General features: G+C 36.7%; 18 protein-coding genes and 2 pseudogenes. All 20 read left to right on the top strand.

Annotated features, from left to right (window positions below; translation table 11 throughout):
* Positions 1-59 precede the first annotated feature (59 nt).
* A complete protein-coding gene (locus ABWW58_RS10505; protein WP_353869105.1) occupies positions 60-2,492 on the top strand; it encodes a GW domain-containing glycosaminoglycan-binding protein in 2,433 nt (810 codons plus the stop codon).
* Positions 2,493-2,586: 94 nt separating this feature from the next.
* A pseudogene (tnpA, locus tag ABWW58_RS10500) lies at positions 2,587-3,017 on the top strand (IS200/IS605 family transposase).
* 352 nt (positions 3,018-3,369) lie between these two features.
* Positions 3,370-3,555: a GH32 C-terminal domain-containing protein gene (locus ABWW58_RS10495; protein ID WP_353869104.1), complete on the top strand. Its 186-nt coding sequence runs from the start codon at positions 3,370-3,372 to the stop codon at positions 3,553-3,555.
* Positions 3,556-4,243: 688 nt separating this feature from the next.
* Complete coding sequence (locus tag ABWW58_RS10490; RefSeq protein WP_353869103.1) at positions 4,244-4,498, top strand: hypothetical protein; 255 nt, start codon at positions 4,244-4,246, stop codon at positions 4,496-4,498.
* 129 nt (positions 4,499-4,627) lie between these two features.
* Positions 4,628-4,765 carry a hypothetical protein gene (locus ABWW58_RS10485; protein ID WP_353869102.1) on the top strand — a complete coding sequence of 46 codons (138 nt, stop codon included), beginning with the start codon at positions 4,628-4,630 and terminating at the stop codon, positions 4,763-4,765.
* A gap of 604 nt (positions 4,766-5,369) precedes the next feature.
* The gene (locus ABWW58_RS10480; protein ID WP_353869101.1) at positions 5,370-6,143 is read left to right on the top strand and encodes a YveK family protein; all 774 of its coding nucleotides are present in this window, start codon (positions 5,370-5,372) and stop codon (positions 6,141-6,143) included.
* Positions 6,130-6,831: a CpsD/CapB family tyrosine-protein kinase gene (locus ABWW58_RS10475; RefSeq protein WP_353869100.1), complete on the top strand. Its 702-nt coding sequence runs from the start codon at positions 6,130-6,132 to the stop codon at positions 6,829-6,831. The genes ABWW58_RS10480 and ABWW58_RS10475 overlap by 14 nt, the downstream gene beginning before the upstream one ends.
* A gap of 41 nt (positions 6,832-6,872) precedes the next feature.
* Entirely contained in the window at positions 6,873-7,640 is a 768-nt protein-coding gene (locus ABWW58_RS10470; RefSeq protein WP_353869099.1) for a tyrosine-protein phosphatase, read from the top strand.
* A gap of 22 nt (positions 7,641-7,662) precedes the next feature.
* On the top strand, positions 7,663-8,982 hold the full coding sequence (locus ABWW58_RS10465) for a UDP-glucose dehydrogenase family protein (RefSeq protein WP_353869098.1): 1,320 nt from the start codon (positions 7,663-7,665) through the stop codon (positions 8,980-8,982).
* Positions 8,983-9,003: 21 nt separating this feature from the next.
* Positions 9,004-9,885: pseudogene (galU, locus tag ABWW58_RS10460) on the top strand (UTP--glucose-1-phosphate uridylyltransferase GalU).
* Between the two features lie 11 nt (positions 9,886-9,896).
* Positions 9,897-10,598, top strand: coding sequence for a sugar transferase (locus ABWW58_RS10455; RefSeq protein WP_353869097.1), 702 nt, complete (start codon positions 9,897-9,899; stop codon positions 10,596-10,598).
* Positions 10,599-10,645: 47 nt separating this feature from the next.
* On the top strand, positions 10,646-11,695 hold the full coding sequence (gmd, locus tag ABWW58_RS10450) for a GDP-mannose 4,6-dehydratase (RefSeq protein ID WP_353869096.1): 1,050 nt from the start codon (positions 10,646-10,648) through the stop codon (positions 11,693-11,695).
* Between the two features lie 109 nt (positions 11,696-11,804).
* Complete coding sequence (locus ABWW58_RS10445) at positions 11,805-12,731, top strand: GDP-mannose 4,6-dehydratase (RefSeq protein ID WP_353869095.1); 927 nt, start codon at positions 11,805-11,807, stop codon at positions 12,729-12,731.
* A gap of 14 nt (positions 12,732-12,745) precedes the next feature.
* A complete protein-coding gene (locus ABWW58_RS10440) occupies positions 12,746-13,906 on the top strand; it encodes a glycosyltransferase (RefSeq protein WP_353869094.1) in 1,161 nt (386 codons plus the stop codon).
* Between the two features lie 9 nt (positions 13,907-13,915).
* Positions 13,916-14,962: a glycosyltransferase family 4 protein gene (locus ABWW58_RS10435; RefSeq protein ID WP_353869093.1), complete on the top strand. Its 1,047-nt coding sequence runs from the start codon at positions 13,916-13,918 to the stop codon at positions 14,960-14,962.
* Positions 14,959-16,032: a glycosyltransferase gene (locus ABWW58_RS10430; protein WP_353869092.1), complete on the top strand. Its 1,074-nt coding sequence runs from the start codon at positions 14,959-14,961 to the stop codon at positions 16,030-16,032. The genes ABWW58_RS10435 and ABWW58_RS10430 overlap by 4 nt, the downstream gene beginning before the upstream one ends.
* Before the next feature lie 2 nt (positions 16,033-16,034).
* On the top strand, positions 16,035-17,084 hold the full coding sequence (locus ABWW58_RS10425; RefSeq protein WP_353869091.1) for a glycosyltransferase family 4 protein: 1,050 nt from the start codon (positions 16,035-16,037) through the stop codon (positions 17,082-17,084).
* Between the two features lie 25 nt (positions 17,085-17,109).
* Positions 17,110-18,561, top strand: coding sequence for a flippase (locus tag ABWW58_RS10420; RefSeq protein ID WP_353869090.1), 1,452 nt, complete (start codon positions 17,110-17,112; stop codon positions 18,559-18,561).
* Between the two features lie 107 nt (positions 18,562-18,668).
* Complete coding sequence (locus tag ABWW58_RS10415; RefSeq protein ID WP_353869089.1) at positions 18,669-19,961, top strand: O-antigen polymerase; 1,293 nt, start codon at positions 18,669-18,671, stop codon at positions 19,959-19,961.
* Positions 19,958-20,875, top strand: coding sequence for a glycosyltransferase family 2 protein (locus tag ABWW58_RS10410; RefSeq protein ID WP_353869088.1), 918 nt, complete (start codon positions 19,958-19,960; stop codon positions 20,873-20,875). The genes ABWW58_RS10415 and ABWW58_RS10410 overlap by 4 nt, the downstream gene beginning before the upstream one ends.
* Positions 20,876-21,099: the final 224 nt, after the last annotated feature.

Here is a 21,099-nt window from a genome sequence, read left to right as displayed (position 1 = left end):
TACGGTTGTAGATGAATTAAGGTATATATAACTGGAATATTCTGAATGGGGGAGCTGGAATGATAAGAAAGACTGTGATGAGTCTCAAAGCTTTAGTGACAACACTTTTTGGGTGCGTCTTGTTTTTAATCATGTCGACTTATACACAAGCAGCTGACAACCAATATTCACACATTATAAACCAAAACGAAGTTCATTACATGGCCCAAATCACATCAGAGGATGAAAATCAGGTGTGGAGCGAACCCTATTTTATAGAGGGGTGCGATTGGGTAGCTTCAGCAAAAAGCTTTAATGGTCAATGGGTTAAAATTATTCAGCAGGCTCAAACAGATAAAGGGACATATTTCTTATTTCAAACAAATGATAAAACTATTGGTTGGCTTGATAAAACAGCTTTCCAATCATTAACCGATGATACTTACTATGACAAAGAAGTAAACTATGTCGGGCAAGTCAAATCCGTAAGTGAAAATCAGATTTGGACCCAACCTTTTCAGATTCGAGGAAGCAGCTGGGCAGGTTCGCAACAAACGTATGCCAATCAGTGGGTGCAAATTGTGCGGGAAGCGAAAACAATACGGGGAATCTATTATCTCTTCCAAGTGAATGGTAGAGACATAGGTTGGATGGACAAAACAGCCTTTCAATCTATTGGTGACGATACATATGATGATCAGGAGGTACATTATACCGGACAAGTGAAAACGGGTGGTACAGATCAAGTATGGGAAAAACCATTCCCCGTCAGTGGAAGCAAATGGTTGGCAAGCCAGAGCAGTTATGCAGGGCAATGGGTTAAAATAATTAGACAGGCAAAAACTGTTGCCGGAACATACTATCAATATCAAATTAACGGACAAACCATTGGCTGGATGGATACGAATGCCTTTCAATCATTAGCTGATGATACTTACTATGACAACGATGTAAACTATGTCGGGCAAGTCAAATCTGGAAGTGAAAATCAGATTTGGACCCAACCTTTTCAGATTCGAGGAAGTAGCTGGGCAGGTTCGCAACAAACGTATGCTAATCAGTGGGTGCAAATCGTGCGGGAAGCGAAAACGATACGGGGAACCTATTATCTCTTCCAAGTGAATGGCAGAAACATAGGTTGGATGGACATAACGGCCTTTCAATCTATTGATGACGATAAATATGAAGATCAAGAAATTCACTATACCGGACAAGTGAAAACAGGTGGTGCAAATCAAGTATGGGAAAAACCATTCCCTGTCAGTGGAAGCAAATGGTTAGCAAGTCAGAGCAGTTACGCTGGTCAATGGGTTAAAATAATTAGACAGGCCAAAACCGTTGCTGGAACATACTATCAATATCAAATTGACGGACAAGCCGTTGGTTGGATGGATACGAATGCTTTTCAATCATTAGCTGATGATACTTACTATGACAACGAAGTGAACTATGTCGGGCAAGTCAAATCGGGAAGTGACAACCAGATCTGGAGCCAACCATTTCCAATTCGAGGAAGCAGTTGGGCAGGTTCGCAACAAACGTATGCTAATCAGTGGGTGCAAATCGTGCGGGAAGCGAAAACGATACGGGGAATCTATTATCTCTTCCAAGTAGATGGTAGAAATATAGGCTGGTTGGATAAAACAGCTTTTCAATCTATTGGAAATAATTCTTATACTGATAAAACAGTTGATTATATTGCTCAAATCATTTCAGGTAATGAGAATCAAATTTGGAGTCAACCATTCCCAGTAAATAGAAGCAGTTGGGTGGATTCAGCAGGAAGTTATAAAAGTGATTGGGTTAAAGTAATAAGAGAAGCTCAAACTTATAAAGGTACATACTGCCTTATTCAATTAAACGGTCGCACAATTGGCTGGATTGATAAAAATGCATTGTTAGCAACTAATGCATATAATGTGGGCATTGATATTTCGCATCATCAAAATGATAAAGGAACTATTGATTTTAATGCTGTAAAAAATCAAGGTATAAATTTTGTGTCTATAAAAGCTACTGAAGGCACAACATATAAAGATCCATACTTTGAAGAAAATATTAACAGCGCAAGGAACGCGGGACTTAAAACTAATGCTTATCACTTTTTTCATGCCACAGATAATGATAGTGATGCGATTCATGAGGCAGATTTTTTTGCATCACAGTTGAAAAACGTCAATTTTGATGGATATGCTTTTATTGATGTTGAAATTAATGGCAGCGTTGGAATGGGCAATGTCACAAACAGAATTGCACTTTTTTTACAAGAATTAAAAAATCAGGGAATTAATAAGATTGGAATCTATTCTTCTAAAAATTATTTTAATAACTATATTGATTTATCAACACTAAAAAATAAATACTCAGGATTAATAATTTGGGTAGCAGCGTATCATGATATAAATCTTGGCCCACAATTTACTACTGACTTATGGCAATATTCGAGTTCTGAAAATGTATCAGGGATTACAGGGCCAGTTGATATGGATCTCACTTTTAATACACAGTTTTAGTTTTCAAAAGCGGGGTCTAAACCCACCGCCTTTTGGCCGCATCCGATTTTAGCCTTATCTTTCCGCGTCCATAATTTTTATAGAGGTGAAAAGTATGGATGGTTATCAAAAAAGTGGTCACGCGATTTATGATATCAAGTATCATGTGATCTGGGTGACAAAATATCGATATAAAGTGTTGTGAGGCCAGGTTGCTATCTGGTTACGGGAACTAATCCGGCAGGGGGTGATGCCAGAGGGATCACCATTCTGCAAGGGAGTGTAGGTAAGGAGCACATTCACTTGCTGATTTCCTGTCCGCCCAGTCTGGCCCCGAGTAAAGTCATGCAGTACCTAAAGGGACGTTCATCTAGGTTATTACAAGATGAATTTCCAGGATTGAAAAAACGATATTGGGGTCAGCACTTATGGTCCAGAGGCTATTTTTGTGCAACGGTAGGCACGGTGACAGACGAAATCATCCGAATTTATACTGCCAACCAATCAAATAATGTCAGGGACGACATTTTCAAGAATGCTGACTGAGTTCAGTCAGCATTCAGTGTGCATTGAGCACACGGCCTTTCAGAAGACTTTAGTCATGACAAGTTGCGGAATTTCTTCTACTGAACATGCAACCTTTGCGCCGGGCTCTTTGTTGACGGTCAATGGTGACGAGACGCAGGTTTAGCAACAAAGTGTTCTTGAACAAGGTCAAGTAATGACAAAATAATCAATTGCACTAATAAATATGTAGAAAAGGCGAGAGTAGCTTCCCGTCTTTTTATCTCAAAACAAGGATTCGCTTATAAGTGTGAAGAGATGGTTTTTAGGTATCAGTGTGCTGATTATTTTGATATTGATTGCTTTGTTTATTTGACGCTTACTCTTAATCGAATTGTTTGTTACTGATGGGGAAAAGACGTTAACACGAATTATTTATCTGAATCCTGAACAGCCGCTCGATTCAAAAGGAATTGCGTTATTTTCAACGGGTGACACCGCTCAGATCAGTCAGATTGTGGTTGAGGTTGATCCGATTGAGTCAATTTGGAGGGAATTGAACTGGAATAGGTGGTTATGAATTCTCATATAAATCATGTTTACGAATTAGGCTCAACATATGATGCAATGAACGGCAATGACAGCGAGACGAAAGTGATTCTAATTCTGAATAAGAGGTTGACATGGATTCATAAACTAATCAAACAAGTTATCATTCCAACCGCTGAACGATGAAATAGTCCTGTAAAACAAAAAACTCTGCTTCTCTTTTGTCGCAATCGGGTTCAATCGAACTCGGCTGTTTTTTTTTCGTATTTATCGCCCCTATCTTAAATAAGTCAATTAATTCTCTATTTTTTTTAATAATTGCACGAAATACTGATGCACAATAAATAATTTATGATATAATTTTATGTAATTCTTAAGACATGATCCAAAAGGCTTATGTAGATGCATTTTTTTCTAAATGATAATAAATATAAAAGTGTATTGTTTTAAGAGTTTCAACGTGTACGATTGATTTGCATCGGAAGATTTTTGCCTCGTTTTGTCATTTCTGTTTACTTCTTTTTCATTAAGCAGTAGTGTTTCGTTCATAATACAGGTGGTGAATTGGAAAAAAGTACAGGTTTATTTTTACTCGTCGACAAGGTACGGTAAATGGAAATTAAACAATATAAAGATATAGAGAAACTATTTGGACCCGAGGCAGAAGTTGATGCCAATGGGGTTCAACTCAGAATTTGTATTGACTTAGGGGGATAAGAGTGAGTCGCTTTTTATTTTATTTGGAATATGATGGCAAACGAACGGTGTCCAACACGTACGAGGCACCGGTTGATGCGGTTCAAGCAGATGGTGTGCTTGGCGCAATTTCTTTATTTGCTGAAAAAAATAAATTGAAAAAAGTGAGAAACGAAGGTCTTGAGAATAGTAATTATCGCGCTTTTTTCATTAAAAAAGCGCACTTCGGTCGTTCAAGAGAACTTGTCTATTTTATTCAGGAAGATGTCAGAGGATAACATCAGTTATAAGGATCAAGTGGGAAGGGTGGTTCGCCTCGACGAGAGGTGAGCCACCCTTCTGTTATGCTAAACATCATATGGGATCATAACGATAATAAGGTATATAAAAAATCGGGAGGTTGTATGATGGAAATTACACTGTGCCAATCCATTGCGTTGCAGGACTATTCAGTGCAGTTGTCTTTGTATAAGACGATCGAATCCAGCTTTTTTACCGCATCGAGGAGATTTTGTTTCCGACAGCGCGTTCCCGGAGCCTTATGAACACGTGATCGAGAAAACGGTGATTAATTACGAATGTCGGCTTTGTTCTGTTTATTTTGCCCCGATTTGCTTGGAAGCTGGCGAAGAATTGAAATCATATCTGAACCATTTCAAACGTCATGGTTGGATTGACCAGCTCTTCAAAAGCCGCCTCTAATCCATTCTCCAAAATTCATGGTGGGTCCCTCACCTCATTCTCCTGACGCAGGAGATCGAGAGTTTATTTATTTCATACGTATCAGTTAACGAAAAGATTATTACAATAAATTAAAAATGTGTAAAAAACTACAAAATTGATTATAAAGTGCTATAATAATTCTTGTTTTAGTTCATATCTCATGAATCTATTGACTTGGTTTCGCCAAAATGAATAATCACTCTCATTTTAACATTAACAGACAAATCTGTACCGTTTCTGAACGAATTTCAGGAGTTTTGGTACACGATCATCTTTTTCCTGCACGTGTTGCCTCGCAATTGGCACTAATTTCCGCATTTGCTATGAAACTGTTACGTTGGTAAAGGGAATTCTATGTTATAATTTATTAGAATTTATCGGAAATTGTTTAATAAGAAGCGACTAATCTACTTTGCGAGGGATATCATGGAAGAAACAATTAGCCTTAAAGAGATTTTTGCTACATTAAAAAAACATCTAATGTTAATCGTGACGATTACACTCCTAGCTGTCATGGTTAGCGCCGGGGTCACCTTCTTTCTGATGACACCGAAATACGATGCATCAACACAGATTCTGGTTAACCAGGCAAACGCTAATAGCAATACGATCTATCAGCAAGCAAATACCGTTCAGACGAACGTGCAATTGGTTAACACATACAGCGTCATTATCAATAATCCTTCAGTACTCAATCAAGTGATTAAGAAATTAAAGCTTGATATGACCGACAGTGAGTTAAAAGGAATGCTTACCGTAAACACCGAACAGAATTCTCAGGTATTTACGTTAACTGCGGAAACGGACAGTCCTTCTCAATCGGTACGCATAGTGAACGGCGTTGCATCAGCGTTCAAATCACAGGTTCAAAAAGTGATGAATGTCGATAACGTCAGCATCCTGTCACCGGCAAACATCGCTTCAAGTCTTAATCCGGTTAAGCCAAAGACGAGCATTAATCTAGCGATCGCATTTGTGGTGGGATTGATGGTGTCGGTTGGTTTAGCATTCTTACTCGACTATATGGATAACACCATTAAGACGGAAGAAGATATTGAAAAAATTCTTGATCTGCCTGTTCTTGGCGTGATCTCTGAAATTAAGAATAGTAAAGAGTCAAGCAGGACCCATTCACGATCAGCCGTACATACATCGGGACGTCATCAAGTGAGAGGAGCTGGTCACGTTGAAACGAAGTAAACAAAGCCTTTCGAAACAGAGGCACTTAATCGCCTTTAATAAGCCCAAGTCAACAACAGCGGAGCAGTACCGTACGATTCGAAGCAATATTGACTTCTCACAAGTTGACACGGAATTGAAAACGATCATGCTGACCTCGTCGGGTCCCGGTGAAGGGAAATCAACATCAACTGCCAATCTCGCAGTAGTCATGGCACAGCAAGGTAAGAAAGTGCTCTTAATTGATGCCGATCTTCGTAAACCGACGATGCATTATACGTTCCGGCTTTCGAATACAGAAGGCCTGACAACGCTGCTGCGAAAGTTGACCACTTTTGATGACTCAGTCAAGAAAACAGAAGTTGAAAATCTATTTGTTTTAACAAGTGGTCCGATTCCTCCGAATCCGGCTGAACTACTAAGCTCAGTTGTTATGGCAAGCTTCATTAAGCATGCACTCACCTTGTTTGATACGGTGATCATTGATACACCGCCAATCCTAGCCGTTACCGATGCGCAAGTGCTTGCCAACCTATGTGATGGAGTGGTCCTTGTTGTCCGAAGTGGCGTGGCTGAAAAGGAAGCGGCACTCAAAGCGAAGGACCTGTTAACCAAAGCCAAGGCTCGAATCCTCGGTGTTATTCTAAATGGCAAGCCGATCAGCAAGGGCAACGACTACTATTACTACAATTATTATGGCAATGATTAACAGATTATAGTGGATTTTAAAGGAAAGGAGCGTTGGTGCTGTTGATTGACATCCATTGCCATATACTACCCGGAATCGACGATGGTGCTCAAGATGAACAAATGTCCTTGAACATGGCAAAGCAAGCAGTTGCCGAGGGCATCACGCAAATTGTCGCAACCCCGCATCACAAGAATAGACATTGGGATAATCTCAAATCTGAGATACTGACACGTGTTCAAACGCTAAATCAACGCTTTGAACAGAATCAGATTGGCTTAAGGGTGCTTCCCGGACAAGAACCGAGAATTTTCGGTGAAATGGCCACTGAAGATGCATCTCAAGAATTACTAACCGTTAATAACAACAAGAAGTACATCCTCATTGAATTCCCAACACACCATGTCCCGAGATACGCACAGCAATTATTCTTTGATCTGCAAGTGAAAGGCGTAACACCGGTGATTGTCCATCCGGAACGTAATGAAGAAATTGTTCAACATCCCAATAGGCTCTATCAATTCATTGCCGACGGCGCTTTGTCTCAAGTGACAGCAGCCAGTCTGATCGGCAAAAACGGTCGATCCGCTAAAAAGCTGACCTTACAATTTATTGAAAACAATCTCGCACAATTTGTCGCCTCGGATGCACATAATGTCAGCGCACGCCCTTTCTATATGCAAGAAGCATTCTTGGATCTAAAGAAACACTTCGGAAGAGACTTAGCGAACTTGTTTCGAGAAAACGCAGAATTGTTAATCAACGGCGACCTCGTTTACCGAGAAGAGCCGATTGAGATAATAGAGAAAAAATTTCTTGGTATCTTCTAAATAAACTCAGGGGGAGTTAGAAATGAAAATTGCGGTTATTGGCACCGGCTATGTTGGGCTGGTCACAGGTGTCGCACTTTCAGAAATCGGCCATCATGTGACCTGTATCGATGTAGATCCGGCAAAGGTTGAGACATTAAGCAAGGGGATTCCAACGATCTATGAGCCAGGTCTTGGGGAACTGATGAAGAAGAATATGGCTGCGGGATGCTTAGCATTTACCTCAACGCATCGTGAAGGACTTGCCGAGGCAGCAGTTATTTATATTGCCGTAGGAACACCAAAACGTGCAGATGGTTCTGCAAACCTAGATTACGTTGAAGCTGCGGCAAAAGATATTGCGCGCAACATCACTCAGAACGTGATCGTTGTGATTAAAAGCACGGTTCCGGTAGGAACAAACTTCCATATCCTTAATGTCATTAATACGAACACATCGAATGGAATCCAAGTGAAAATTGCGTCCAATCCTGAATTTCTCAGAGAAGGATCAGCAGTTAAGGACACTTTTCATGGTGACCGCATTGTCATTGGTGCTGAAGATTTGGAAACAGCAAACGTTCTGGATGAAATTAACGCGCCATTTAACATGCCAATCATTAAAACAGACATTTCCAGCGCGGAAATGATTAAATATGCGTCCAACGCCTTCCTTGCGACAAAGATCAGTTTCATCAATGAAATTGCGAACATTTGCGAAGCTCTTGGTGCCAATGTTGAAGAAGTAGCAAAAGGCATGGGCTTTGACCACCGCATAGGACCTGATTTCTTAAAAGCCGGTATCGGTTATGGCGGTTCCTGCTTCCCGAAAGACACCAATGCGCTCGTTCAACTTGCCGGAAATAATCACCATGATTTCAATTTGTTGAAATCGGTTATAGAAGTCAATAACAATCAGCAAGTCCTGCTCATTGACAAGATTCTCTCACGCTTTGGCAGCCTTGAGGGAAAACGGGTCGCAATTCTAGGTATCGCGTTTAAGCCACACACTGATGACCTCAGAGAATCACCGGCTCTGGTCATGATTCCTAAACTGGCAGAGCTTGGTGCAGACATCATTGCCTATGATCCAATTGCTATTGATAATGCCAATAGACAGATCAAAGAAGAGATTGAATACACCGAAGATCTGTCAACAGCGTTGCACAACGCAGACTTTGCCGTAATCATCACCGATTGGCCGGATGTGAAAACTATTGATCTTGTGCAATACAGTCAACTCATGAACGAACCGATCGTATTTGACGGGCGTAATTGCTACAGCTTAGATGCCGTTAAGCAAGCGACTATTGAATACTATTCCATTGGCCGTCCGGACCAATCATCAGAATTAATTAGCTGAGCGGAGAGGAGAACAGTCCCTATGAAAAAAGTTAGAAAAGCGATCATCCCTGCGGCTGGCTTAGGCACACGATTCCTGCCGGCAACAAAAGCCTTGCCTAAAGAAATGCTCCCCATTGTCAATAAACCAACGATACAATATATCGTTGAAGAAGCAGTCAATGCGGGTATGGAAGAGATCATTATTGTAACCGGAAAGGGAAAACGAGCAATCGAAGATCACTTTGACTATGCTTACGAACTTGAACAGAATCTGGAACACAAAGGTAAGTTAGACCTGCTCGAAAAGGTCCGTGAATCTTCCAAAATTGATATTCACTACATAAGACAAAAGTCACCAAAAGGACTAGGCCACGCCGTCTGGTGCGCACGTAAATTCATTGGTGACGAACCATTTGCTGTGCTTTTAGGCGATGATATTGTGCAAAATGAAAAGCCATGTATTCAGCAGCTTGCAGAACAGTATGAGAAAACAGGTTGCTCAGCAATTGCTGTACAACAGGTTCCTGAAGATCAAACGCATCGTTATGGCATCATTGATCCGTAAAGCCAAGATGGACGACTATACAATGTAAGGCAATTCGTCGAGAAGCCGAAGGAAAATCCGCCATCCAATTTGGCAATTATCGGCCGCTACGTGCTTACCCCGGAGATCTTTGACTTCCTTGATAAGAAGGAAATCGGTGCCGGAGGCGAGATTCAATTAACCGATGCAATCCAAAAACTGAACGAAAAACAAGGTGTCTATGCCTACGAGTTCGAAGGCAAACGCTATGATGTTGGTGAGACACTTGGGTTTGTGCTCACGAACATCGAAATGGCATTGAAGAACAAAGATTTACAACAAGACGTATTACTCGGCCTTCATGAAATATTACAATTAATGAAATTACCTTTAGCGTAAGGGTGATGACTATGGCTATATCTAAAAGTTCAATAGAAACGGATGACACTTTCGTTATTAATATCGGACAAACATTACCAAGTTTGAAAGATAAAATAGAAAATCAAAAAAATTATTTAATTGCGAAACGCGCCCTGGATCTCATTGGGTCCTTAGCCGGAATTATTCTATTGTCTCCATTATTGTTCGTTATTGCCTTATTAATAAAGTTTGAGGATCGGAAGGGCAGCGTTATTTTTAAACAGCTTCGTGTGGGTAAAAATGGCAAACTGTTTTACATCTACAAGTTTCGTTCCATGGTAACGAATGCTGAGAAACTATTAGACCAGCTACTTGATAAAAATGAAACAACTGGCGCGATGTTCAAAATGAAAAATGATCCACGTGTCACCCGAATTGGGCATTTTATCAGAAGAACGAGCATTGATGAGTTACCACAACTATTCAATGTTTTGAAGGGGAATATGAGCCTTGTCGGTCCAAGGCCACCTCTTCCACGAGAAGTTGACAAGTACACTGATTACGACAAACAAAGACTGCTCGTGACACCAGGTTGTACCGGATTATGGCAAGTAAGCGGGAGAAGCAATGTCGGATTTAGGAAAATGGTTGAACTTGATTTACGCTATATCAAAACGAGATCAATGTGGATTGATATCAAACTTGTTGTTAAAACCATGCTCTTATTACTTGGTTCAAAAAATGCTTTTTAGCTTTGAAATAATAGATTAGAATAATACAATTACGGGGAGAGTCAACAATGAAAAAAATTGCACTTATAACAGGAATTACTGGGCAGGATGGTTCTTATTTGACCGAGTTTTTATTAGAAAAGGGTTATGAAATTCATGGTATTATACGTCGATCTTCAGTTTCTACTACAGAACGAATCGATCATCTGACTGAAAAAAATGAAATTATTCTACATGATGGAGATCTTTCGGACTCCTCCAGTATTATTCGCATTATGTCTGAAGTAAGGCCAGACGAAGTGTACAATCTTGCTGCACAAAGTCATGTAGGTGTCAGCTTTGATGCTGCCGAATATACAGGTGATGTAGATGCATTAGGTGTACTTCGCATTTTGGAAGCTGTCCATATGCTCGGGTTAGGCGAAACTTGCCGTATTTATCAGGCATCAACTTCTGAACTTTACGGAAAAGTTGAAGAGTGCCCTCAGAGTGAAACTACACCGTTTCATCCATATAGTCCCTATGCTGTTGCAAAGCAATATGGTTATTGGATGATTAAACAATATAGGGAAGCGTATGGTATGTTTGCATGTAATGGAATCTTATTCAATCATGAGTCAGAACGTCGTGGAGAGAATTTTGTTACTAGAAAGATTACCCTTGCTGCTGGACGCATTGCATGCGGTTTGCAAGACCATCTAGAATTAGGTAATCTCGACTCCTTACGTGATTGGGGATATGCAAAAGACTATGTAGAATGTATGTGGTTAATATTACAGCAGGATGAACCAGAAGATTATGTCATTGCAACAGGCGTTCAGCATACTGTTCGTGAATTTACCACTCTTGCATTTGCACATGATGGAATTGAGCTTGAATGGAGTGGAGAAGGTATGGATGAAAAAGGATATGATACGAGAACTGGTAAGATGCTGGTTTGTGTCAATCCAGAGTGGTTCCGCCCAACCGATGTAGTAAATCTGTGGGGAGATCCTACAAAAGCAAAAACGAAACTTGGCTGGAATCCCCAAAAAACTAGCTATGAAGAATTATGTGCAATTATGGCAGAGCATGATTTTCAATTGGCAAAGAAGCATGAATTAAATAAGACTATATAAGAAGTAAGGAATTCTTGGAGAGATTCAGAGTTAATTCAAGTATTCTTTTAACTAGGAGAATCCAAGTTTCCATGAAATATCCCATTATATAGATATGAGGGTGAAAATAATGAAGAAAGTTTTAATTTTTGGAATCAGTGGATTTGTCGGTCATTATTTGGCACAGGAATTCTTGGATAATGGATATGCTGTTTGTGGAAGTGATATTCATAAAAGCAGTAGTGTGCAGAGTACGGTAGACTTATATGAGTGTGATTTGCTGAATACAGAAGCTGTCGATGGACTGGTTAAAGAAGTGCAACCGGATATGGTTGTAAATCTGGCCGCCATCAGTAGTGTTGGACTTTCTTGGTCCATTCCGCAGACAACTATGTCTGTGAATGTAATTGGTGCTCTTAATATCATGGAAGCAGCAAGACAGTGTGGGAATATGCCTAAGGTAATGTTTATTGGTTCCAGTGAAGAATACCAGGAATCAGATAAGCCGATTAATGAAGAACACCCGTTGAATGCGAATAACCCTTATGGTATTTCTAAAATGGCACAAGAAAAATTTACGGATGTGTATAGAGAAAGATACGGAATGAAGATTTATTACGTTCGTCCATTTAATCACACGGGAATTGGACAGAAAGACAGTTTTGTTCTTCCTAGCTTCTGTAAACAGGTAGCCCAAATTGAGAGGTCGGGAAGACCAGGAAGTATCAAGGTAGGAAATCTTGAGGCTAAAAGAGATTTTAGCAATGTAAAAGATATTGTTCGGGCTTATCGCATGATAGTAGAAAGTGATGATTGCTCAACTAAATACAATGTAGGTTCTGGTAAAGCATATAAATTAAGCGAGATGTTGGAGTATATTGTTTCACTCAGCTCGCAAAAGATTACAATAGAAATTGACTCAGAAAGATTTCGTCCAACTGACACACCAATTATCTGCTGTGATTATAGTAAGATTAAGAACGGACTTGGATGGGAACCACGATATAGTATATTTGAGACTTTAAAAGAGATGTTTGAACATTATAGAAATAATTAGTTGGGGTTGTCATTATGAAAAGAGTGCTGCAGATATCAAAATATTATTATCCTTTTCTAGGTGGAACGGAACAGGTAGCCAGAGATATGGCAAATGCAATGTTGAAAATGGATAATGTTGAGCAGAAAATCATCTGTTTTAATGAAGACGCAACGGATGGAGTATCTACATGCCACAGAGGAGCAACAGTTCGTGATTATGTAGATGGTGTAGAAGTTATCAGATGTGGATATCAGCTTAAGATATCTTCACAGGCTCTTTCTACAACATATTCAAGGGAATTAAAGAGGATCATGGATGAATTTAAGCCGAATATTATTATTCTTCATTATCCTAATCCGTTTGTAACACATTATCTGTTGAAATATAAAAGAAAAGATTTTAAGTTGGTGGTTTACTGGCATTTGGATATCACAAGACAAAAAATACTAAAAAAGGTATTCCATGGTCAGAATCTTGCTCTAATTGAAAGAGCAGATAGAATTATTGGGGCAACACCGAAGCATATAGATGAGTCTGCCTATACTCCTTATTTTGAAGGCAAGAAACAAATATTTCCATATATGATTGATGAAAACAGGCTTGTTATTTCAGAGGAAGAAATTGAGAAGGCTATAGAAATAAGAAAACAGCATGAGGGAGAACAACTAGGATTTTTCATAGGGAGACACGTTCTTTATAAGGGACTTAAGTATTTAATAGAAGCATCCAAGGAACTTGGGGATGAGAAAATTCATTTCTTTATTGCTGGCTCAGGAGAATTGACAGATGAATTAAAAGACCAGGCAAACGGCGATAATAAAGTGGAGTTCCTTGGTAGAATAACTGATTCTGAAAGAAGGTCTTACTTATATGCATGTGATATTGTTTGCTTCTCATCCATAACTAAAAATGAGGGATTCGGACTTGCACTGGCTGAAGGTATGTATTTTGGAAAACCGGCTGTCACATTTTCTATACCAGGCAGTGGTGTTAATTATGTTAATCTGGATGGTGTGACAGGAATAGAGTGCCCTAATAGTGACAGTAAAGCTTATGCAGTAGCTTTAAAGAAACTTGCGGGGGATGATGAGCTTCGAGAGAAATATGGCAAAGCGGCAAGAAATCGTGTGCTTAATAACTTTACTGTTGAGAGATTCAATGAGAACATGAAAAATCTTATTGAAGCACTGTGAGGTGAGACGTTGAAAAAGATAATTATTAATGGTAGATTTCTTGTGCACAGAGTAACTGGAGTAGAGAGATATGCGCGAGAAATATTGGCTAATTTGGATGAAATAATACAACCTGGCGAAATCGAGATGGCAATGCCACCAGAGATCGAGAGTATTCCGGAGTATAAAAATATAGCTTTCAAGAAGGTGGGGAAGCTTCATAATAGATTATGGGAGCATGTGACATTCCCATTGTATGTCATGAGAAAAAAAGCAATATCACTTAACCTTTGTAACGTAGCGCCATTGATAAATCCGGGTATTGCATGTTTGTTTGATGTAAAGATTAAAGTTCACCCAGAATTTTTTAGTAAAACATTTTTGATTTGGTATAACATATTGTTTTCAAATGCCACAAGAAGGACGAAATTGATTTTAACTGATTCTGAATCTGCAAAGAAGGATTTAATAAATTATTATCCTTATTTGAATCCGGAAAAAGTTGTTGTGATTTATCCTTCTTGGCAGCACTTTCAGAGAATTAGATTTGATGAGTGTACTTTAGATAAATATGCCCTGGAGAAAGATAATTTTTATTTTGCAATGGGTAGCATGGAACCAAACAAGAATTTTAAGTGGATTGCTGAAGTTGCTAAAAAAAATGGAGACAAGTTTTTTGTAGTAGCTGGATCAATTAATGAAAAAGTGTTTGCTGATGGATTGGAATTTGAATGTCCTCAAAATATGAAACTCCTAGGATATGTAAGCGATGGAGAAGCAAAGACTTTAATGAGAGACTGTAAAGCGTTTCTCTTTCCTACAATTTATGAAGGATTTGGAATTCCTCCTTTGGAAGCAATTAGTGCAGGTGCACGAGAGATTGTAGTGTCAGATACAGAGATTATGCATGAGTTATTTGAGGACACCGTAAATTATATAGATCCAAAGGATTTTAATTTAAAGATTACTAACTTCCAATCTATGTCCGAAACCGATGCAAAACGTATTTTGGAGAAGTATATTTGGGAGCAGTCAGCAGAAAAATTATATAGTCTCTTTAAAGAGGTATGTTTATGAAGATAATTTACTCGCCATTTGTAAATAAAACTAATAAATATGTGGACATTATAAAAAGAGTTTTACAAGCCAATGATATAGAAGTAGTAAATCTCAAAGAAAACATTTGTCCTTCAAAATTAAAAGATATATCATTTGCTGATTTTAATTGGTTAGAGGCAAAGGTCAACCAAAGAAGCTGGGTGTCTTGTTTAATTAGCTACATAAAGAGTATATTGCTGCTATATTGGCTTAAAGTTAATAATGTGAAAATAATTTATACTGTGCACAATAAAATCTCACATGACTGTATACACAAAAAAATTAACGAACAATTTATTGCTACTGTATTGCGAATGAGCGATAGGATAGTTGTTTTATGTGAAGAATCGAAAAAAATGCTTAGGGAAATGGGTGATAATAAAAACATTGTAGATAAAATTATGCTTATACAACTTCCAAATTATATTGGCGAGTGCTTTGATTATTACGAGTCATTAAATAATAATTATGGTACATTTTCTGTATCATTTATTGGAGCAGTTAAGCATTATAAAAATATAGAACTTTTAATTGAAGTAGCAAATAAATGTAAAGAACTTGACATGGAGTTTAACATATATGGTAAACCAGAATCTGAATCATATGCTGATGAACTGAGAAAGAAAGTGAGTAACTCTAAGATACGATTTAGCTTCTCGTTTTTAGAAGATAAAGAATTATATAGAGTTATAAAAGAAAGTGATTTACTGGTATTCCCGTATGATAAGGTATCCTCGTTAAACTCGGCATCGATAATGCTTTCTTTCTCATTGGGCCGTAATGCAGTTTGCCCTTGCATTGGAACAATTAAGGAATTTCCAAATGACATTATTTATAGTTATGATTATAATAACGAATTGGAGCACAAATATGCTTTATATAAGTTGATTTTAAAGGCTTATGATGAATATAAAAATGATTTTAATTTCTTTAAAGAAAAATCAGAATCTCTTTATAAATTTGTTAAAGAAAATAATTCAGAGGAAGTAATAGGGCAGAAATATAAAGAACTTTTTTCCTCATCACAGTTAACCAAGAGAGGATTTTAGTCTTGATCTATTTGGATTGTACAAAAATTGGTAAAACGGGGATTGGAAGATATATCCAGCAACTAGTAAAAGGATTAACAGATGTATTTGATTTTTTCGTAGGTGATAGAACAAAATTATGTGAGTTAGTTGCAGATGAAAAGATTATTAGTGTGGATGAGTTTAATCGAAATGTAAAACTACATTTGAGTGAATCAGATGTTATTCATTTTCCCGGGAATACAATGAAAGCCTTGAATGGAATTGAAAAAATTAATTGCAAGAAGATTGTAACAATACACGATACAACGCCATTAATAATAAATGTTTATAGCAAGAAAAAAACCGAAACTTGGAGACAGGAAGCTGCAAAAGCAATAGAGTGCGCAGATTTAATTATAACGGATTCTAATAATTCACGGCAGGATCTCATTAAATATTTCGAAGTGGAAATAGAACGAATTAAAGTGGTTTATTTGTATGCTAGCTCATTTTTTGGCGCCATTAATCAAGAAAAAAAGATGCTCATAAAACACAAATACAATGTTTCTGAGAATTCTCAAGTTTATTTTGTGAGTGGCACTATGGCCAAAAATAAAAATATATATAGAGAGCTTATCGCAATCAGATTGTCAAAAAGGTATAAAAAATGCACAGTTCTGATAACAAATAAGTCTAAAAAGATAAAATTGTTATTTGCCATATTAGGTATGAAAAAAAATCTAAGATTATTAGGAACTGTTAGTGATGAAGAATTAAATGAGATATATAATATTGCAGATGTGTTTCTGTATTGCAGTCTATATGAAGGATTTGGGCTTCCACCATTAGAAGCTATGAGATGTCATACTTCGGTAATTGCATCAAATTTGTCATGCATACCTGAAATATTGGGGGAGACCGTATGTTATGTGAATCCTTATTCTATTAAAGAAATTAAAAATGCTATAAATATTTTAAGTGATAGCAGTTCTAAAAATAAAGAGCTTTCTAATAAGGGATTTGAACATAGTGAAAAATATTCTATGAAAAAATTTGTGGAAGATACCAAAAATGCAATTTTGTCTATATGATAATTCCTTATAGGATAGGATTAAAATGAAAAAAAATGGCATTGTACAGAATTTTATATATAATTTATCTTATCAGATTTTAATTGTCATAGTTCCTTTGATTACTACTCCTTATGTTTCTAGAGTATTAAAACCTGATGGTGTAGGGATCTACAGCTATACATATACTATTGCTGCAGTATTTGCATTGTTTGTTTCTTTGGGGATCAGCAGTTACGGCCAGAGGGAAATTGCTTATAAACAGGATTTAATAGAAGAAAGAAGCCGGATTTTTTGGGAATTATGTTCCATAAGAATTTTAACAGTGACTGTTGTAAGTGTAATTTATCTTTTGATTGCAGCTTTTTATAAAGAATACAAAGTATTCCTACTGTTACAATATTTTTTGATAATCGCTGAGATGTTTGACATTTCCTGGTATTTTAGGGGGATGGAAGATTTTAAAGTTGTTGTTAAAAGAAACATTGTTATCAAGTTGTTAGCGACAGTTTGTATATTTGTTTTTGTAAGAACCGAAGGAGATGTGTGGAAATATGTGTTATTTAACTCGTTGTCTGTTTTAATAAGTAATTTAATTTTGATGACTTATGTCAAGAATTCGATTATTAGAGTTAATTTTAAAAAATTAAATTTTCAAAGGCATATACGTGGAATTATTGAATTATTTATTCCACTTATAGCTGTTCAGATTTATTCAAACTTGGACAAAATAATGCTTGGAGCTATCATTCAAAACAACGTAGAAAATGGCTATTTCGAACAAGCTAGAAAAATTGCAAATCTATTAGTAACAGTCGTTGTTTCGCTGAATTCTGTTATGTTTTCAAGAATAGCATATCTATATGCAACCAAAAAAAATAAGGAAGAATTTATCTTTTTATATAAAAGAATTCTGAAAATCATATGGATGATTCTTCTACCAATGTGTTTTGGACTTTTTGCAATATCAGATAATTTTGTTATCTGGTTTTTTGGTGAGGAATATTCAAGTGTTTCAATTTTGTTGAAAATATCATGCCCATTGATTATATTTTCTGCCGTTGGTAATTTCGTGGGGCAACAATATTTAAATCCTACAGGGCAACAAAACAAAGCTACTGTTGCATATATTACTGCAGCGGTAGTTAATATTGCATTGAATGTGCTATTAATACCGATTTTTTCATCCGTCGGAGCTTTATTAGCATCAAATGTGGCTGAATTTATTTCTTGTGGCATCCAAATCCGATATTTGAAAAAGAGTGACTATAATTTCAAGTTGAGTGAAAATTTGTATAAATATGTTATTTCAGCAATGATTATGTTAATTTCTATATATTTGATAAATAGTATATTATCATTCAGCCCGTTCATGACATCTATGCTGGATATTATACTAGGTGCGTTTATATATTTTGCGATGCTTTTTGTTTTACGTGATGAAATTATAGGTTTTGGAATATCAAAAATTAGTAAAAAAGCTTGGCTTAAGAATTAGAAGTCTAAGAAATCACTGATCAAATCAGTAGTTCTCTAGAGGTCGGTGAACTATATAAAGATGGAGAGGAAATATGATTTCTATATTAGTGATCATAGAAGAAAAATATGTATAAGAAAATATGGTGGATTCATCCGGTATCTATATATGCTATTTTGATGCTGTTAGTTATTTTGGCAAATAGAATGAGTGAAGCACAATACCGCTTACAATATAATACAAGTAAAGGCATTAATAGTACTTTCGTCATTTTATATTTTGCGACGTTTATATGTTTCGTATTTGGATATTTAATTTCTAAGAAGCATAGAGTGGTTTTATCTGCAAAGAGAGGACTTCATTATGGCATAGATAAATTTGATTTCGGTGCACTTTCCATTAATTCTGTATATAGAGTGTATCGGATTTTGTTCTGGATCTGTATAATCGCCTACTGTATATGGTATATAAATTTTCTTCGCATTAATGGTCTTTCTATATTGTCTAGTTTTAGATCGACTACTACTTTAGCTAATGCAATGTATGTTATGCGAGATAATTCTGGACGAGTATCAGGAATAACAACATTTACTGAAACAGGTATGCTGGTACTCCCTTTGGGAGTTTATGTAATAGCAAATGTTAATTCTAATTTGATAAAAAAGAAAATAATTAAACAAATGGGGCTAATTATAATATTAGCTTTATTTCGAAGCATTTCATTTTCGGAAAGATTGGCAATCATTGAGTTACTTGTTCCTATGATTGTAACAATGATTGCACTTACAAATAATAAAAAATTTCGTGTGTGGATTTGGCTGGCTCCGGTTTTCGCAATAATTGCGCTCGTAGTAGTATTTGGACTGTTTGAATATACAAGAAGTTGGCTACGATTTTATCACACAGAATATGATTCTTATTTAGAATTTATCATTCAGAGAATTGTTGGTTACTATAACAATGCAATAAATACAGAATGTTTATATGTATCTCACAGCTCAGCTGGAATTTTACCTTACAGGAGTATTGAATGGTTATGGAACTTACCAGGCATGAGTTATGTATATTCTTTATTGGCTCCTTTTAATATTCCGGAAGCGTTCACCAGTGTATTAAATACTTATGCTAATCCTGAATATAATAATCCAGGAGGATTACTTACATTTTATGTGGATTTTGGGCTCTTTTTTCCGATATTTCAAATAGCTTTTGGGTATATCGTTGGAAGATTATATAAACTGTTCCTGAAAGGTAATCTGGTTGGACTTATAATGTATTCTTATGTCTACATGTGCTTGTTGGAATTGCCGAGGTTATTTAGTTTGGGAGGAACGCGAAGCTTTTTCGTTTATGTAGCACTTATTATTATTTTATTTAAGGTTGGGAGACAACCTAACGCTACTGAGGAGATGGAAAGATGATGTTTTCTATAATAATGCCAACATATAAAAATACACCTCACACGTTAACGAAAGCAATAAGTAGCGTTATCAAGCAAGAAGAAAAAGATTGGGAATTACTAATTATAGATGATAATTTTGCTGGAACTGATTTTAAAGCATATTCGGATAGTATTAAAAATCTGGTTAATGATCAACGAGTAAAGGTATATCTTCATCAGAGTAATATGGGGGCTAATGCCGCAAGAAATACAGGTATAAAAAACTCATCTGGTACTCATTTAGCTTTCTTAGATGCGGATGATGAATGGGATAAAGATTACCTTTTATCTGTAAAAAATATTTTTAAAGAATACGATGTTGGATTGGTTTCTTCAGCATATCGATTGGTCACTAATAATAAAACATTTGATGTATACGAAAATAGAGAATGTAGTGGCTATATATATATGAAAATGATATATAAAGATATAGTTGGGCCGACTTCCGCAGTAGTTGTAGACAAAAAAATACTACTAGATGCGGGTGGATTTGATGAAAATTTGCCCGCACGACAAGATTATGATATGTGGCTTCGTATAACAAAACTATGTAATGTTGCATCAATACACAAGGCTAAGTTATCGATATATCGCAGGGGAACTGAAAGCATTAGTTCAAGGGGAATGAATCATATAAATGGAACGGATATAGTCATAGAAAAACTACTGAAAAATCCAAAGTTGCTTCCATTTAAGACAAAAGTCTTGAAAAGCCACTATTCTGAATCATCATACTATGCTTTGCGTCAAAAGAATTATAAGGTATCAAGGGTATATGCAATAAAAGCACTTAAAAATGGTTTTTCATTTAAAAATATTGGTTATATATTAATGAGTTTTTGTCCAAAAATGATTGAAATGATGAGGAAAGTGTATAGAAAGGTAAGATCCTGAAAAAGGTTTCGTCCGAAACTTAATAACCATTCCTTTTTCGGAAGGAACGGTTGCTAGCTTTTTCAGGTAAGCTTCAAATAATGGACAACTACTCATGATTAACTGATCGTGCGATAATACCTTTATCAATAGATCAGGAGGATTGGTATATCAACACTAAATCAAAAAAGTTTTTAAAGGTGTTATAACTTGTATTCAATCGGCGTTCAATAAGGATTTTTAGT

Origin of the sequence: Sporolactobacillus caesalpiniae, from assembly GCF_040513385.1 — a bacterium.
GTDB lineage: Bacteria > Bacillota > Bacilli > Bacillales > Sporolactobacillaceae > Sporolactobacillus.
This window is presented reverse-complemented; position numbering and strand designations above follow the sequence as displayed.